Consider the following 17,046-nt stretch of genomic DNA (forward strand, 5'->3'; position numbering starts at 1 on the left):
GAAGCCAGCACGCGCGTGCGAACCCGTCACCGGCGGCGAGTCACGGAGGGGATACGCCGTGGCGCAGCGGGCCGGGGACCAGCGCCGTCAGGTGGGCCTGGAGGAGGACGTGGTCAAGGGGCGATGTCCGGCGGCCGGGCAACGCCGTCGGGCACGGTCCGGGGCGGGTGTGACCACCCCTCGCGCCCCGCGGAACGCTCGCCCGCACCCGCGCGGAGCGGCCGGGAGACCGGGGCTTCCGACCCCGGCCCCCCGTCTCCGGTCGGCGGGTGCGCGGGGGTCACTCGCGCCGGGCCACGATCCGGTACGCGTTGGACACGCCCAGCCGGTGCGCCAGCGGCCGCACCGCGAACCGGTCGAGCAGGGTGGCCGCGACCAGCGCGGGCACGCCCGCGATCAGCACGGCGGCCCGCAGGGCCCGCCGCGGCGCGCTCGGCGGCTCGGGCAGCCACGGCGCGTCCTCGCGCGGCGCCGCGTGGTCCAGCGCCAGCCAGACGGCGGCCAGGAGGTCCACCGGGTCGTGCGGCTCGGCGTGCTGCTCCGCCACCACCGTGAAGCCCAGCGCCGCCAGCCGCTCACACAGGTTGGCCACCGGCACGAAGTGCAGGTGCTGCGGCTGGAGCCAGGGCAGCCACCAGCGGCCCAGCAGGCGGGCGTAACGGCTCTCCGGATCCGGCACCTCGACGAGAAGGTGCCCGCCGGGCCGGACCGCCCCGTGGGCGGCGCGCAGTTCGCGCTCGGGGTCGGTGCTGTGCTCCAGGTAGTGGAACATGCTGACGACGTCGTAGCGGCCGGCCAGTTCGGGCGCCAGCTCCGGGAAGCCGCCCCGGTAGCCGCGCGCCACCCGGCCCTCCCGCTCGGCGAGTTCCACGCCGTCGGTGAAGTCGAGCCCGTCGAACGTCGTCCCCGGCAGCACCTCCCGGGCGGCCGCGCAGAAGTGGCCGTGCCCCGTGCCGACGTCCAGCCAGATCTTCGGGCGGGGGTCGTGCGGCAGCATCGACTCGGCCCGCCCGCGGTACATCTTCGTACGCCCGCCGAAGGTGTCGCCGAGCTTCTTCTCGCCGAGGCCGTCGTAGAAGTCCCGGTAGTAGAACTCCAGGCCCGCCGCGCTGAGCCGGGGGTTCTGGAAGGTGTGCCCGCAGCCCCCGCACCGGTCCAGGACGAAACGGCCCGGCTTGTGCTGGAGCAGGTCGGTGGTGCGCAGCCGTGTCGTGAGCCGGTCCGAGCCGCACCAGGGGCAGGTGGTGCGCCGGGGCTCGAAGAAGCGGTCCGGGCCGGCCGCGAGGTCGGCCCGGTAGCCGGGGCGCAGCGCGGCGATCCGCTCGGCGGGCTTGGTGTCGTCGCTCATCACAACTCCCGGGCCAGTGCGTCGAGATGGTCCGCCGCGGCGGGGGCGCCCCCCGCGGCGCGGAACGCCGTGCGGATCCGGCCGGCCGCCACCCGGTAGGCGGGTTCGTCGAGCACGGTGTCGAGGGCGGCGCCCAGCCGCCGCGCGGTGACCCGGCCGAACCGCACCCGCACCCCGGCGCCCGCGTCCGCGACCTGCCCGGCCACCACCGGCTGGTCGTCGCGGACGGGCGCCACCACGAGCGGGACCCCGTGCCACAGGGCCTCGCACACGGTGTTGTGCCCGGCGTGGCAGACCACCGCGTCCACCCCCTCCAGCAGGGCGATTTGGGGTACGGAGGGCACCACGAGCACGTCCTTGTCGTCGCCCGGGCCGCCCAGGAGTCCGCCCGGGTCGACGATCACTCCCTGCATCCGGTCCGCCCGCTCGCGCAGCGCGGCGCGGCACACGTCGAGGAAGCGGCCGCCGACGTCGGTGTTCGCGGTGCCGAGCGTCACCAGCACCGTGGCGCGGCCGGCGTCGAGCCACTCCCAGGGGAAGCCGGAGAGGGACGGGCGGGCCGCGATCGAGGGGCCCACCCAGCGGACATCACCGGCGGCGGCCCCGGCCAGCTCCCGTGCGCTGTACGCGAGGACGAGGTGCGGGGAGAACCGCGGGTCCGCGGTGCCCGCCGGATCTCCGATCGCGGCCCGCAGCTCCGCGAGCCGCCCGTCGAGCCACTCCCGGACCCTGGGCAGCCCGGCCAGCGGATCGGTGAACTCGGCCGAGGTGGTCGCCGAGGTCGCCCACACGACCCCCATCCGCTCCGCGACCAGCGCCCCCGCGAAGGCCTGCTGGTCGGCGACCACCACGTCCGGCCGGAACTCCTCGACCGCCGCCCGCACCCCCGGCGCCATCGCCTCGGCCAGGGGCAGCAGGTACCACTCCCACAGGAACCGCAACGCCTCCGGCCCGCGCAGCTCGGGCGGCCTGCCGCCCTCCACGGCCCCGGCACACGCGAACACCTCGGCGCCCTCACCCGCGAGCCGCCGGACCAGCCCGGCGTCGGCGCACACCCACGCCACCCGGTGCCCGCGTCCGGCCAGTGCGGCGGCGACGCCGACGGCCGGATTGATGTGCCCGGTCAACGGCGGCACGACGAACAGGAACCGGCTCACCGCGCCTCCGCCGCGGCCCGCTCCGTGCCCAGCACGAGCCCGAGGATGTGACCGCCCACGGTCCCCGCCGCCTCCACCAGCACCGAGTGCTCGTGCCCCGGGACGACCACGGTCCGGCAGTCCGGCAGCGACGACTCCAGCCACGGCACGAGGCCGGCGAGGTCGGAGTCGCCGCCGTACACGCCGAGCACCGGGCAGCGCACCGCGCGGATCTGGTCCTCCGTCAGCACACGGCTGGCCGGGATGTCCCGGCCGAGGGTGGTCTCCCGGGCGAGCCGGGCCGCGCCCCTGGCCAGCCGGGCCGTGTTGTGACTCCGGTGGGCGGTGATCCAGGCGATCGCGTCGCGCTCGTTGTACGCGAGCTCGGTGACCACCCGGCGCAGGATGCCGCCCAGCTTCTCCGCCCAGGCCGCGGTGGCCGGCTCGGACTCGACGAGGCTGACGCTCGCCGCCCGCTCCGGGTGCCGGGCGGCGTAGCCGAACGCGACCGTGCCGCCGTAGGAGTTGCCCACCAGGTGCACCGGGCCGGTCACCGCCAGGCGGTCGAGGAGCGCCTCCAGGTCGTCGATGCCGTCGTCCAGGGTGTAGCCGTCGGCGGGGCGTGCGCTGCGGCCGTGACCGCGCAGGTCGTACATGACGACGTCGAGACCGGCGGCCGCGAACGCGGGCGCCACGGTGAAGTAGTAGCTGGCCAGGCTGTCGGTGAGCAGGCCGTGCACCAGCACCATGGTGCCGGTGACCGGCCGGCCGGCGCGGGGGCCGATCCTCTGCACGTGCAACCGGACGGCGCCGGTGTCGACCATCGCCATGGCTCAGCTCGCCTCCGCCGCCTTCAGGCCGGTCACCACGTAGGCGACGAGCCGTCCGACGGTCAGCTCGATGATCTCGTCGAACTCCATGCCGGCCAGGAACTCGGCGAAGTTGACCCGGTCGCCGTACCGCTCGCGCAGCATTCCGGCCAGCGTGACCAGGTCGATGCTCTCCAGCTCCAGGTCGCGGTTGAAGGTGGTCCCCATGCCGATCTCGACGTCGTCGAGGCCGTACTCGTCGTCCAGGAGGCGGGCGAGCATGCCCCTGAGGTCGGCGAGGACGGTCTCCTCGTCCGCGGTGACGGGGGTGTGGGGGGTCATCGGCCGTACTCCTTCGCTGGGATGGGTCCGGTGGTCCAGGCCACGACGTACGTCCGGGCCGGCAGGCCGGGCGGATTCGCGGCGGGCGCGCAGTGCACGGTGTAGGCGCGTTCCAGGCGGCCCGACACGGTCAGCCGGCCGCCGTCCGCGGTCGCGTCGAGCACGGCGAAGTCCCGCGGCCGGCCGCGGAATCCGGTGCCCTCCGCCTTGGCGACCGCCTCCTTCGCCGTCCAGAAACGCGTGAACCAGAGCGCTTCCGCTTCGCCGCCGGCGGCCCGCAGGTCCCGCATCAGGCGCCGTTCGGCCTCGCCGAGGGCGGTCGCCACGGCCTGCGGGGTGCGCTCGGTGACCTCCTCGATGTCGATGCCGGGGCCCGGGCCGGGGGTGTGGGACCGCACGATCGCGACGGCCGCCTCCGCACGGTGGGCCAGCGACACGTCCAGGTCGGGCAGGACGCGGCCGTGCACGCCGGTGACGTACGGGCGGCCCGCCTCGTCGTTGCGCACCCGCAGCTCCGCCGGGAAGACGGGGCCCTCGCCGTGGTCCCACAGCCACCGCCGTACGGCGTCCTTCACCGCGATCCGGCCCAGCAGCCACTGCCGGCGGCCGCGCGGGCCGTGCTCGGCGTACCGTGCCCGCTCGGCGCCGCCCAGCGAGTTGCGCATGATCAGCTCGCGGGAGGCCAGGTCCGGCCAGCGCTCGTGCAGCAGCGACCAGCCGCCCGGCCGGGCCTCGGAGAGCGTGTGGCGTTCCGGGAAGCGCTCGACGGGACGGGTCGTCGGGTCGTTGTCGAAGCGGCGGTCCTGCCAGCCGTACAGCTCCGCCCACACCGTGCCGTCGACGGTCAGCTGGACGTCGGCCTCGAGGACGGTGTCGGTGAGGGACGTGATCCGCACCAGGCAGGCCACCTCGGTGCCGGGGGCGGGGTGCGGTCCGTGGAAGCGCATCTCCCGCATGCCGACCGGGAACACCACCGTCCGCTCCGTGCGGGTCGCCATGATCCAGTAGCCGAGGAGCTGGCCGACGTTGTCGAGCAGGGCGCCGGGTGCCGCCGGGGTCGTGATCACGCCCCGCACGTGCCGGTCACCGAGCGCGGTGAGCTCGGTGACGCCCCGGAACGCCGGCCCGTGGAACATCCAGCGCTCGTCGTAGAGCTGGGCGGCGGTGTGGTCGGGGACGCGCTCGCCGGTTGGATCCGCGGGCCAGGGGGCGGGCGGCGGCGGATACGCGGTGGCGAGCTCCACGGTGGCCCGGGCCCGGGGGCCGAAGGAGACCGCCAGCCGGTCCGGGCCCTCGGGGGTCGCGGTCACCGGGACGTCCACGGCGGGCGTTGCGGTGAGCCACTCCTCGAAGCGCGCCCCGTGCACGGCGACCGGCACCCGTCGGGGCGCGGCCTCCCGTGCCGTGTCGACGATGTGCTGCACGATCGTCGTCGCCGGGACGACCGGCCACCGGTCGGCCACGTCCGGCCAGCCGGGCCGCTGCGGGAAGAAGCAGTGGTCCAGGAGGTACGGCATGGTGTCCGGGGAGACGCGGACGGTGGTGCGGCGAGGAGCGGGGGCCGGGGGAGGCGGCGGGGTCCTCCGCACCCGGGCGGGGGACGGCGCCGTGCCGGAGGCCCGTGCCGTCAGGAGGGCGGCGGCCGTGTCCGCCGTGTCCTGGAGCAGGGCGCCGAGTTCGGCGGCGACGGGGGAGTGCGCGGCGAGGGCGTCGAGCGGGGCGAGGGCTCCCACGGTGGCCGCCGGCCGCAGCTCGGCGCGGAGTGCGGCCAGGCGCGCGGGCGCCAGGGACACCAGGGCGCCGTCCAGGTCGAGCCGCACCGGTGGCCGCGGCGCCGCCCGCGGGACGGCGGCCGGGGCGGTCCGGGACAGGGCGGGCGCCACCGGGGCGCCGGCCGCCCACAGCGCGGTCGCCACCCGGCGGAGCTGGGCCAGGCCCGAGCGGTGGGGAGAGTTGGCGGCGACCACCACGTGGTCGTGGCCGCCGAGGGTGTCACCGACGAGGGAGCCGAGCCGGCCGGGGCCGACCTGCACGTACACCCGGTGGCCGGCCGCGTACAGGGCCTCGGTCAGCTGCCGGAAACGGACCGGCTCCAGCAGGTGCCGGACGAACAGCGCCCGGGCCTGCGCCTCGTCGTCGGGGAAGGGCGCGGCGGTCGTGCCCGACCACACCGGGGTGTGCGGCGGGTGCAGCCGGAAGCGGTCCGCCGCCTCCTTGATCGGCCCGAGGTGGGGCTCCAGCATCGGCGTGTGGAAGCCGGACCGGAACGGCAGGACCTGGCCGAGCACACCCCGCGCGCGCCGCGCCCGCACGAAGTCCTCCACCGCCGTGTCCGGGCCGCACACCATCGACTGACCGGGCGCGTTGTCGTGGGAGAGCACCAGGCCCGCCTCGGCCCAGCCCTCCTCGCGCAGGGCCGCCAGCACCTGTTCGGCCGGGGCGCCGACCGCCGCGAAGGCCAGGCCCGGCACGGTCACCGTGTCCGGGTCGAAGGCCGCCATGAAGGCGTCGACCTCGTCCCCCGCGTACAGGCCGCCCGCCGCCATCGCCGTCCACTCGCCGACGCTGTGCCCGGCGACCGCGTCCGGCACGATCCCCGTCCGGCGCAGCGCGGCGTCGAGGAGGCGGCCGACGGCGACGACACCGAGGCCGTGCCGGCCGATGTCACCGACCCGGTCGTCGCCCACCCGGTCCTCGGAGACCACCAGCGGCGGCAGGCCGAAGTGCGCGGCGACGTCGTCGACCCGCGGGGTGAAGTCGCCCTCCAGTCCGGGGAAGAGGAACGCGAGTTTCCCCCCGCCGGCGCCGAGCAGGGGGCCCGGCCGGAACCAGACGTCGCCGCGGCCGTGCCAGGCACGCCGCTGGGCGACGGCGCGCCGCGCCAGGGCGAGCCGCTTGGCGGTCGGCTCCACGATGCCCAGCCGGGCGCCGCCCGCGTCCGGGTGCGGGTGGGTGGGGGCGAGTCCGGCGGCACGTACGGCGGTGTCGTCGGCGTCCAGGAGGGCGGCGAGGCCGTCGGGGGAGCCGGCGGCGAGGAGGAGCACGGCCTCGGGCTCCGTGACCGAGGCGACGCCCGTGGCCGCTGCGCCTCTCGTGTCCGGGACCCCCGTGGCCCGGGTGCCCTCCGGGCCCGCGTGACGCCGTGCGGGGGTACGGGCGTCCGGCGCCTCCTCCAGCACCACGTGCGCGTTGATCCCGCCGAACCCGAACGCGTTGACCGCCGCCCGCCGCACCGGCTGACCGGAGGTCGTCTCCCAGGGCGCGGCCCTCTCCAGCGTGCGGAAGCGGGTGCGGGCCAGCGCCGGGTGCGGGTCGTCGCAGTGCAGGGTCGGCAGGAGCGTGCCGTGGTGGACGGCGAGCGCGGCCTTGACCAGACCGGCCACCCCGGCGGCGGGCATCGTGTGCCCGATCATCGACTTGACCGAGCCCAGCACGGCCTCGCCGTCCCCGGGCCCGAACACCTCGGCCAGCGTCGCGAGTTCGGCACCGTCCCCGGCCGGGGTCGCGGTCCCGTGGGCCTCCAGCAGTCCGATCGAGCCGGGCGCGGCCGGGTCGAGCCCGGCGGCCCGCCAGGCCTGCCGCACGGCCCGTGCCTGGCCGGCCGGATCGGGGCTGACCAGACCGGCCGCCCGGCCGTCGCTCGCCACCCCCGTGCCCCGGACGACCGCGTAGATCCGGTCGCCGTCGCGCTGCGCGTCCGCGAGCCGCTTGAGGACGACCACCCCCGTGCCCTCACCGATCAGGATGCCGTCGGCGTCCCGGTGGAAGGGACGGATGCGCTGGCTGGGGGAGAGGGCGCGCAGCTGGGAGAAGACGGACCACAGGGTGATGTCGTGGCAGTGGTGGACGCCCCCGGCGAGCATCACGTCGCAGCGCCCGGAGACGAGTTCGCCCACCGCGTGGTCGACGGCGACCAGCGACGAGGCGCACGCGGCGTCCACGGTGTACGCCGGACCGCGCAGATCGAGCCGGTTGGCGACCCGGGAGGCGGCGAGGTTGGGCACCAGTCCGATGGCCGACTCGGGGCTGTCGGGGCCGAGCCGCTCGGTGAACGCCTCGCGGATCCGGTCGAGCTGGCGGGTGGTCAGGTCCGGCAGCAGCTCGCCCAGGGTGCGCACGAGCTGGCCCGCCGTGCGCACCCGCTGGTCGAGGCGGACCAGGCCGGGGGTGAGGTAGCCGCCCCGGCCGAGGACGACGCCGGTCCGCCCCCGGTCGGGGAGGCGGTCGGCGCCGCCCGCGTCGTCGAGGGCGGCGGCGGCCACGTGCAGGGCGATGAGCTGGTCGGGCTCGGTCCCGGCCACCGAGTTCGGCATGATCCCGAACCGGGTGACCTCCACCCGGGCCAGCCCGTCCACGAACCCGCCCCGCCGGGCGTACACCCGGTCGGCGACGGCCGGGTCGGAGGCGGTGCCGGGACGGTAGTAGCCGGCGTCCCAGCGCCCGTCCGGCACCTCGCCGATCGCGTCCACACCGTCCCGCAGGTTCCGCCAGTACGCCCCCAGGTCCCCGGCTCCTGGCAGCAGCACCGCCATCCCGACGATGGCGACCGGGTTCTGACAGCCCGTCATGCCGCCGGGGCCGGAGGGCGGGGCGGACGTCGTGGGCGCGGTCGACACGGAGGCCGTCACCAGCCCGAAGCGGTGTAGACGACCGCGGTCGCGGACTCCTCGCCCCAGGCGAGCTCCCGCAGCAGCGCCGCGGTGCCCTCCTCGGGGTCGATCAGCCGGATGCCGCGCCGGGCGTACTCGCGGGCCAGCTCCGCCCCGACCATGCCGCCGTGACCGGCGGCGGGCGCCCACGGACCCCAGTGCACGGTCAGCGCGCGGTGCCCGGTACGGGCGGCGAAGGCCGCGCCGAGCGTCTCCAGGGCGTCGTTGGCGGCCGCGTAGTCCACCTGGCCGCGGTTGCCCAGGACGGCCGAGACACTGCCGAACAGCACCGTGAACGCGGGCAGGGCGGGCAACTCCTCCAGCGCCGTGAGCAGGGCGTGGGCGCCGGTCGCCTTCGTGCCGTAGACCCGCTGGAAGGACTCGGCGGTCTTCTCGGCGATCAGCCGGTCCTCGATCACGCCGGCCGCGTGCACCACGCCGTCCAGGCGGCCGTGCTCGGCGTGGATCTCCTTCACCGCCTGGCGCACCGCGTCGGGCTCCCGGAAGTCCACGGAGCGGTAGCGGACCCGGCTGCCGAGCGCGGTGAGCTCCTCCACGGTCGCCCTGATCTCCCGCTGCGCCAGCAGGAGTCCGGCGGCGCGCTGGATCCCGGCCGGCTTCAGGCCGCCGCGAGCGGCGAGCGCCGCGCGCAGCTCCTGCGGGGTGCGCGCGGCGGCGGTGTCCGCGTCCTCGGGGCCGTCCGGTGCGGGCGTGCGGCCCAGCAGCTCCAGGCGGCAGCGCGCGGCACCGGCGAGCGCCGCGGCGAACTGCGCGGTGATGCCCCGCGCCCCGCCCGCCAGCACCACCACCGAGTCCCGGTCCAGGCCCAGCGCTGCGGCCTCCGCGGCACCGTCCCCGGCCGGCCCCGCACCCGCGCTGCCGAGCGCGCCGAGCGGCTCCTCCACCAGCGCGAACCCGTGCCGTCCGGCCGCCGTGCGCAGCACCACCGGCGTCCGGTCCGGCGCGACCGCCTCCGCGATCACCGCGTCCGCGACGGCGGACGGCGAGACGTCGGCGAGGTCCACGACCCGCGCCACCGTCTCCGGGTACTCCCGCGCCACCGTCCGGAACAGCCCGCGCAGCCCCGCCGCGCGCGGGTCCGGCGCCGCGCCCTGGGCGGGCCGCACGGCCAGCAGCCACCTCGGGGCTCGCGCCAGCGCCGCCTTGAGCACGGGGAACGCCTCCGGCAGCAGCGGGTCCTCACCGTCCGCGAGCGCGCCCAGGTACAGCACGCCGTCCACGGGCCCGTCCGCGTCGGTCGGCTCGTGGTCGCGGGCGCGTACGACGACGTCGGCGCCCGACGCCCGCAGACGGGCGGCGACTTCGGGACCGTCGCCGAGGACGGTCCAGCGGGTGCCGGAGAGGACGGAGGCGCCGGCGGGCGCGGCGGGGGCGTCGTCCTGGACCTCGAGGGGGACGGGGCGCAGGACGTGGCGGCGGGGTGGCTCACCCGCGACTTCCTCGGTGACCGGTGCCGGGGCGGGGGCTGGGCCTTTCGCCGATGCCGGTGTGGGATGCGGTGCCGGTGCCGGTGCCGGTGCCGGTGCCGGTGTTGTGGCCGGGGTCGGGGTGGGGTCCTGGGAGGGCGGCCGCCCGGTGGACCGCTCCTGCCCGGCCGGCGCTCCCAGCCGTGCCGTGAGCCAGTCGGTCACCGCCGCGGCCGTGCGCGCCTTCGCCAGCTCCTCCAACTCGGCGTCGCCCAGCGAGGTGAGGTCCGCGCCGCCCGCGGCGCCCAGCCGCCTGGCCAGTTCCCCGGCGATCTCGGCCCGCTTGATGGAGTCGATGCTGAGGTCGGCCTCCAGGTCGAGGTCGGGCTCGATCATGTCGACCGGGTAACCGGTGCGCTCGCTGATGATCTCCAGGACGACCTGCCGGACGTCGGCGGGACCCGTGGACGCCGTGGGCGCCGGGGAGGCGGGCAGTGGGGAAGCGGGCGCCGGGGAGGCGGGCGCCGCCTCCGGCTCTCCTTCCGCCGCGGCAGGTACGGAGGTCACCGGGACCGCGTGTGGCGCGGGCGCCTGCGAAGGCACGGCCTGGGCGACCGTCGCTCCGGGAGCGGCCCCGAAGTAGGTGAGCAGGACGTCCCGTTGGGCGGCGATCATCTCCCGGCTGGTGCGCAGGAACTCGGAGACGAGCGCGTCCCGGTCGGCCGCGACGCCGTGCGAGGGGTCGGTCGGGACGCCGTGCGAGGGGTCGGTCGTCACAGTGGTCTCCCGGGATTCCACGACGCGTCGGGCCGGTGCGAGCGCACCGGGAAGGAGGGCGCCGGAGGCGGTACGGACGAGCTGCCCGTCCACCGTCCAGCCGGGCCGCTTCGGCGCGGTCGTGCGCAGCGCGTCGACGGCGTCCCGTCCGCGCGTCAGCCGGCCGGTGCGCACTGGCAGCCCCGCGACGGCGAGCCGGGCCAGGGCGTCGAGCCAGCCGCGCAGACCGCTGCCGGGGCGGGGCTCGCAGGCCACCGCGGTGTGCGGGCGGTCGCCGAGGATCTGCCCGACCAGCCGGGTCAGCACGAACCCGGGGCCGGCCTCGACGAAGACGCGGGCTCCCGCCTCGTACATCGCCTCGATCTGCTCGGTGAAGGCGACCGGGGCGCCGATCTGGGCGGCGAGCTCGGCCCGTACCGCGTCGGCGTCGGGGGCGTAGGGGGCGGCCGTGCGGTTGGCCCACACCGGGAACTCCGGCGCGTACACCGGGCGGGCCGCGAGCGCCCGCGCGAACCGGTCGCCGGCGCCGGCGACCAGTGGGCTGTGGAAGGCGCAGGCCACCGGGAGGCGTTTGCAAGCGAGGCCCGCCTCGCGCAACAGCCGTACGGCGTCGGCGATCGCGTCCGACGGCCCCGAGACCACCGTCTGGCGGGGCGAGTTGCGGTTGGCGACGACGACGGAGTCCGGCGCGCCGGAGGCCGCGAGGGCCCGCACCACCTCCTCGGCGCCGGCCGAGACGGCGGCCATGCTCCCGGGTTCCTCCCCGGACCCGGCGGACGCGGCGGCCTCGAGGATCGCCGCCGCCCGCTCGGAGCTCAGCTCCAGCAGCGTCTCGGGTGCGAGGGCTCCCGCCGCGCAGAGGGCGACCAACTCGCCGTAACTGTGGCCGGCGGCCATGTCGGGCCGGACGCCGGCGGCGGTGAGCAGGGCGTACGCCGCCAGCCCGGCGACGCCGAGCGCCGGCTGCGCCACCCGCGTGTCGGTCAGCGCGTCCCGCTGCCGCTCGCGCCCCGCGCCGTCGAACGCGGCCGGCGGGTACATCACGTCCGCATACGCACGTCCGAGCTCCAGACAGGCACGCAGCTCCGGCAACGCGACGAACAGCTCACCGAGCATGCCGGTGCCCTGACTCCCCTGCCCGGGGAAGAGGAAGGCGACCTTCCCGACGGTCGGCGCGTCGGTGGCGCCGACGGAGGTGACCGGTGGGGTGACGGAGGTGGCCGGTGGGGTGCGCGCGGGCGGTGGGGTACGGAGTGCCCCGTCGGACGGGGTGCCGGACCTGGTGGCCCCGGCTGCCGTGGGCGTGCGGGTTCTGGCGTTCGTGGCGGGGGTCGGCGCGCCGGGGCCGGTGCGGGCGGCGGCGTGGCCGTCGGGATCGGCGCCGGGCGGGGTGGCCGGCCCGGCGGCTTCGGCGGGCCGGCCCGCCAGGTGGATCCCCGCGGCCGGATCATGGGCGTCGGGGTCCGTCAGGATCCGCCGGAGTTTCGCCACCAGGTCGTCGACGTCGGTCGCCACCACCGCGCACCGCGCCGGGTCCCCGCCGGCGTCCGCGCGGCGGGCCGCGCCCAGGGCCAGGTCCCGTAGCCGCCACGGCCGTCCCTCCGCCTCGGCGGCCTTCAAGAGGTCGTCCACAGCGCGGCGCGCCGCCTGGTCGTCGCGGCCCCGGAACAGGAACAGCTCGGCCGGCCAGGCGTCCAGTATCCGCACGGGCGGCACGCCGTCGGCGTGGGCGCTGAGGACGACATGGAAGTTGGTGCCGCCGAAGCCGAACGCGCTGACCCCGGCGAGGCGCTCCGCGGCGGGCGCCGCCCAGGGCCGGGCCTCGGTGTGGAAGACGAACGGGCTGTCCGCGTCCCAGGCGGCGTTGGGGGTCCGTAGGTGCAGCGTCGGCGGCCGTACGCCCGTGTACAGCGCGAGCAGCGTCTTGATCAGGCCCGCCAGGCCCGCGGCGCACTTGGTGTGCCCGATCTGCGACTTCACCGAGCCGAGCGCGCAGGCGCCGGGCCGGGCGCCGGACGCGGTGAACACCTCACCGAGGACGCGGAGTTCGGTGCGGTCGCCGACCACCGTGCCGGTGCCGTGCGCCTCGACGAGCCCGACATCGGCCGGGGAGACGCCCGCGTTGCGGTAGGCCCGCTCCAGCGCGGCCCGCTGCCCTTCGGGGCGGGGCGCGGTCAGGCCGAGGGAGCGGCCGTCGCTGGAGGAGCCGACGCCCTTGATGACGCCGTAGATCCGGTCGCCGTCGCGTTCGGCGTCCGCGAGCCGCTTGAGGACGACGCAGGCCACGCCCTCGCCGAGAGCGATGCCGTCGGCCGAGGCGTCGAAGGCGCGGGAGCGGCCGGTGGGGGACAGGGCGTGCACGGAGGAGAAGAGGACGTAGTCGTTGATGCCGTTGTGCAGGTCGGCGCCGCCGCACAGCACCACGTCGCTGGTGCCGCCGACGAGTTCCTTGCAGGCCACGTCGACGGCGGCCAGCGAGGAGGCGCAGGCGGCGTCGACGGTGTAGTTGGCGCCGCCGAGGTCGAGCCGGTTGGCGATCCGGCCCGAGATCACGTTGGCGAGCATGCCGGGGAAGGAGTCCTCGGTGAGCCGGGGGAGCTGGTCCGCGAGGCCCTCCGGGACCTTCCCGTAGTACGAGGGCAGCACCGCCCGCAGCGTCGCCGCGTTGGAGAGGTCGCTGCCCGCCTCCGCGCCGAAAACCACCGAGGTCCTGGACCGGTCGAAGTCCCGTTCCCCGTCGCCGTATCCGGCGTCCTCCAGGGCGCGCCGGGCGGCCTCCAGGGACAGCAGCTGGACCGGCTCGACGCTGCCGAGGGACGCGGGCGGGATGCCGTAGCGCAGCGGGTCGAAGGGGATCGGGGGCAGGAAGCCGCCCCATTTCGACGGCGTGGCCTCACCGTGGTGCACGGCCGGGTCCCACCGTTCGGGAGGCACCTCGGTGACCGCGTCGTGGCCGCCGACGACGTTCGCCCAGAACGTGGCCAGGTCGGGTGCCTGCGGGAACATGCAGGCCATGCCCACGACGGCGATGTCGAGCGGCGGGGGCGCCTCCGGCCGCGCGGCCTCGGTCCGCGTGCGCGGCTCCGTCGCCCGCCGGGACAGGAACGCGGCCGCACCGGCCGTCACCGACGCGTGGAGCCGGGCGACCGTCGTGGTCGCCGAGCGCAGCACGGCCACCTCCCCGGCCATGAACATCCCCTCGGCGAGCTGGCGTCGCTCGTCGACGGGCGCGAGCGCGCCGTCGGCGTCGCGGGTCACGCCCTTGCTGGCGATGCGCAGCCGGCCGACGTTCAGCCGCTCCAGCTCCTCCCAGATCCGCCGGTCGGGCACGCCCTCCGCGCGCAGCCGGGCCTCCTCCTCGCGGTACCCGGCGGCGAACGGGCTGGGCACGCAGCGCGTGGCGTGACCGGGCGCCGACTCCAGCAGCGTGGTGCGGTCGGCGGCCAGGACCTGCCGCTGGAAGAGGGGCCGGATCGCGCCGTGCGCCACCGCCTCCTCGGTGAACAGGTAGGCGGTGCCCATCAGGACGCCGACGGCCGCCCCGCGCGCGGTCAAGGGCGCGGCGAGCGCGGCCACCATCGCCGCCGACCGCTCGTCGTGCACCCCGCCCGCGAAGAAGACCTCGACACCCGTGGCGTCGGAGCCGGCCGACCAGTCCTCGAGCACCGCCAGTTGGGCCTCCCACAGCGGGAAGCCAGCGCGCGGCCCGACGTGCCCGCCGCACTCGGAGCCCTCGAACACGAACCGGCGCGCCCCCGCCTGGAGGAACTGCCGCAGCAGCCCCGGCGAGGGCACGTGCAGGAAGGTCCGGATGCCGTCCCGTTCCAGCGCCCGGGCCTGGGATGGCCGGCCGCCCGCGATGATCGCGTGCGTCGGCCGCAGTTCCCGTACGGCCTCCAGCTGGGCGGCCCGTACGTCCTCCGGCGCGAAGCCGAGCACGCCCACCCCCCAGGGGCGGCCGGCCAGCGCCTCCCGGGCCTCCGCCAGCATGGCCCGCGTCCGCCCGCCGTCCGCCAGCGCCAGCGCGAGGAACGGCAGTGCCCCGTCCGCGGCGACCGCCGCGGCGAACGCGGCCCCGTCGCTGACCCGTGTCATCGGCCCCTGCGCCACCGGCAGCCGGGTGCCGAGCGCCCGGCTCATCGGCGCGTCGGCGCCCAGCGCACGTACGGCCGCGTCCGCCCGCAGCGCCTCGCGCACCGCGTCCCGCAACGCCCGCACGGTCCGCCGTACGTCGCCCCAGCGGTCGGCGAACCGGGCGGCGAGGAAGCCGTCCTGGCCCACCGGCAGCAGCTGGGTGCGCGGATCCTGCGCGCCCAGCACCGCCGCGACCCCCTCGGGCCCGGCGCCCTCGGGGACTCGCGGGGCGTCCGGGCCGCGGCGGGCCAGGACCCGGTGTCCGGCCAGCACGACGGTCTCCGAGCCGTCCAGGGTGCGCAGCGCGGCGGCCGCCGACTCGGGCAGCGCGGACTCCGCCAGCAGGGCGAGCTGGGTGTCGAGGACGACCCCGGCCGCACCGCCGGCCACCGCGGCGGCGGCCGTGCGCGGGCCGATCCCGCCGCAGGCCCACACCGGCAGCGCCAGGTCGGGGGCGGAGAGCAACTGCTGGAGCAGGACGAAGGTGCTCAGCTCGCCGATCCGGCCGCCGCACTCGCTGCCCCGCGCGATCACCCCGTACGCACCGGCCCGGGCGGCCTCCCGCGCACCCGCCAGATCCGTCACCTCCACCAGGACCCGGTGTCCGGCGGCGACCTGGGCGACCGGCCAGGGCGCGTCCGCCGCCAGGACCACCGTGCGCGGACCGCCGCGTGCGAGGTCGGCGGGTGCGAGGTCGGCGGGGGACATCCGGCAGCGGGGGCCGATCCTGATGCCGAAGGCGCCCGGGGACGCGCGGCACAGCCGGGCCAGCGCCTCACGCGTTCCCCGGTCGCCGGCACCGAGATCGAGGACGCCCAGCGCGCCGGCCCGGCCGACCGCCAGGGCGAGCCCGGCATCGGGTTCGCCGAACGGGGTAATGCCGATGATCATGTCCTCGGAACGCACAGCGGACGTCATGATTCTCCGAATCAAGGTGAAACTGCACGGTGGGGGGTTCGGGACAGCAAAGGCGGCACACCGGATTCCAGCGGGCAGGGATCACCGCGGAACGCCGACCAGAGAGCGCTCGAGCGAACGCGTCGAAGGTAGTGGCGTTGTTACTGACTGGTCAACGTTTGAACCGTCGGTCGCCCTGCGGGGACGCACCGATTCGGTCAGCCGGGCGGGAACGGCCGCGGGTGGAGAAAAACGGATCAATTACTTCCGGCGTGACCCTGTTCGTCGCCTTCGGGCATTGTTGAAACAGGCATTACCTCGGAAAATGAGTTCCTTTGGGTTGCATGTCCGGAAAGGCGAGTGCATTCACGGCGGCGCATGGGTGGCGGGGAAATTCCGCCTGTCGGTCGTGGACTGACCGGAAGGGGCTGGGAGGCGGCCGGGATGCGGCCGGACCCGTCGCGGCGCCTTCGGGTTCTGCCGGACCGGCCGGGGCGACTGCGGGTCTTGACGTCGCGGCGCAGCCGGTCGGGCAGGGCGCCGAGACGCTCGCGCCCATCGAGCCTCCGCGCTTCCGTCGCCGTCACCGGCCCCGGCCCCGGCCCCGTCACCGGGCCCCGTCACCGCGAGCCGCCGTCGCGCCCGACACGTCATCCGGGGCCCGACACCTCACCCGGGGGTCCGACAGGTCGCCCGGGGGTGTGGTGCTCAGCCCCGTACTCGCCGAGGCCGCTCCTCACCCGGGCCCGGCTCGACCACTCACCGGCCGGCCCTGGCTCGCAGCGTGTGGCGCGCACCCCGTCCAGGGCGATGGCGAGGACGCGGTCGCGCTGCGCGTCGTCCAACGAAGGTCGTCGCGGTGATGCCCGCGACCATGCGCAGGAGGTCGCCGAAGTCCATGTCCGTCCGGGCGGCGCCGGCCGCCTGCGCCCGCTCGACAGCGGGCCGCCCGCCGCGTACATCGACACCCGGCAGGCATCGAAGATCTCCGACTGCTCCTCGAGGGCCTCGCGGACTTGTGAACGCCAACATCCGCACCAACGGCGGCTCCATCGGCGCCGCCGTCACCGGCGTCCTGGTCACCAGCCGGCTCCAGCCCTCCGGTCTGCCCTACGACTCCGGCTACACCCACGGCTTCACCCTGCTGGCGATGCTCTGCCTGGGCGCCGCCCTCGCCGCCCTGCTGGTCCCCGCCGGGCGCCGGCCGGGCCCCTCGGGACCGGTGGCCCACCCGGTCCCGGCCGCCGCACCGGCACGCGTACGGTAGTGTTTACCTGCGCGTTCCCACGGTTCACCGTCGCGGGGCGCGGCGGGACGTGGCGCAGCTTGGTAGCGCACTTGACTGGGGGTCAAGGGGTCGCAGGTTCAAATCCTGTCGTCCCGACCAGCTTCATCTGGGTCGGAGGCCGTCTTCTCGTACGGGAGGGCGGCCTTCGCCGTGCCGCACGCCTGTCCGCGGCCTTGCCGGACGCCGCCTGTCCGCGGCGCCGCCCGTCCGACGCCGGTTGGCCGCCCGTACGACGCCTG

General features: G+C 76.6%; 7 protein-coding genes, 1 tRNA gene and 2 pseudogenes. 3 read left to right on the plus strand and 7 right to left on the minus strand.

What is annotated here, in order from left to right:
• Window positions 1-280: 280 nt before the first annotated feature.
• From ACIHAR_RS17705 to ACIHAR_RS17730, 6 genes are read right to left on the minus strand one after another with little or no spacing between them, the layout of a single operon-like run.
• Entirely contained in the window at window positions 281-1,348 is a 1,068-nt protein-coding gene (locus ACIHAR_RS17705) for a class I SAM-dependent methyltransferase (protein ID WP_400020251.1), read from the minus strand.
• Entirely contained in the window at window positions 1,348-2,505 is a 1,158-nt protein-coding gene (locus tag ACIHAR_RS17710; RefSeq protein WP_400020253.1) for a glycosyltransferase, read from the minus strand. The genes ACIHAR_RS17705 and ACIHAR_RS17710 overlap by 1 nt, the downstream gene beginning before the upstream one ends.
• The gene (locus ACIHAR_RS17715; protein WP_365467896.1) at window positions 2,502-3,314 is read right to left on the minus strand and encodes an alpha/beta hydrolase; all 813 of its coding nucleotides are present in this window, start codon (window positions 3,312-3,314) and stop codon (window positions 2,502-2,504) included. Before ACIHAR_RS17715 ends, ACIHAR_RS17710 begins: the two co-directional genes overlap by 4 nt.
• 3 nt (window positions 3,315-3,317) lie before the next feature.
• The gene (locus ACIHAR_RS17720; protein WP_365467898.1) at window positions 3,318-3,635 is read right to left on the minus strand and encodes an acyl carrier protein; all 318 of its coding nucleotides are present in this window, start codon (window positions 3,633-3,635) and stop codon (window positions 3,318-3,320) included.
• Window positions 3,632-8,203, minus strand: coding sequence for a beta-ketoacyl synthase N-terminal-like domain-containing protein (locus ACIHAR_RS17725; protein WP_400020421.1), 4,572 nt, complete (start codon window positions 8,201-8,203; stop codon window positions 3,632-3,634). Before ACIHAR_RS17725 ends, ACIHAR_RS17720 begins: the two co-directional genes overlap by 4 nt.
• Window positions 8,204-8,259: 56 nt before the next feature.
• Window positions 8,260-15,540, minus strand: a complete 7,281-nt coding sequence (locus ACIHAR_RS17730; RefSeq protein ID WP_400020256.1) for an SDR family oxidoreductase — start codon at window positions 15,538-15,540, stop codon at window positions 8,260-8,262.
• On the opposite strand from ACIHAR_RS17730, the gene ACIHAR_RS17735 reads away from it, so the two are divergent.
• A complete protein-coding gene (locus ACIHAR_RS17735) occupies window positions 15,539-15,937 on the plus strand; it encodes a hypothetical protein (protein ID WP_400020258.1) in 399 nt (132 codons plus the stop codon). The genes ACIHAR_RS17730 and ACIHAR_RS17735 overlap by 2 nt on opposite strands.
• A gap of 364 nt (window positions 15,938-16,301) precedes the next feature.
• Here ACIHAR_RS17735 and ACIHAR_RS17740 read toward each other — a convergent pair.
• A pseudogene (locus tag ACIHAR_RS17740) lies at window positions 16,302-16,538 on the minus strand (TetR family transcriptional regulator); the annotation flags it as partial.
• On the opposite strand from ACIHAR_RS17740, the pseudogene ACIHAR_RS17745 reads away from it, so the two are divergent.
• A pseudogene (locus tag ACIHAR_RS17745) lies at window positions 16,538-16,786 on the plus strand (MFS transporter); the annotation flags it as partial. The pseudogenes ACIHAR_RS17740 and ACIHAR_RS17745 sit on opposite strands and share 1 nt — an antisense overlap.
• A gap of 43 nt (window positions 16,787-16,829) precedes the next feature.
• Window positions 16,830-16,906, plus strand: a tRNA-Pro gene (locus tag ACIHAR_RS17750).
• Window positions 16,907-17,046: the final 140 nt, after the last annotated feature.

The sequence above is a fragment of the Streptomyces sp. NPDC052016 genome (assembly GCF_044548445.1).
Classification (GTDB): domain Bacteria; phylum Actinomycetota; class Actinomycetes; order Streptomycetales; family Streptomycetaceae; genus Streptomyces.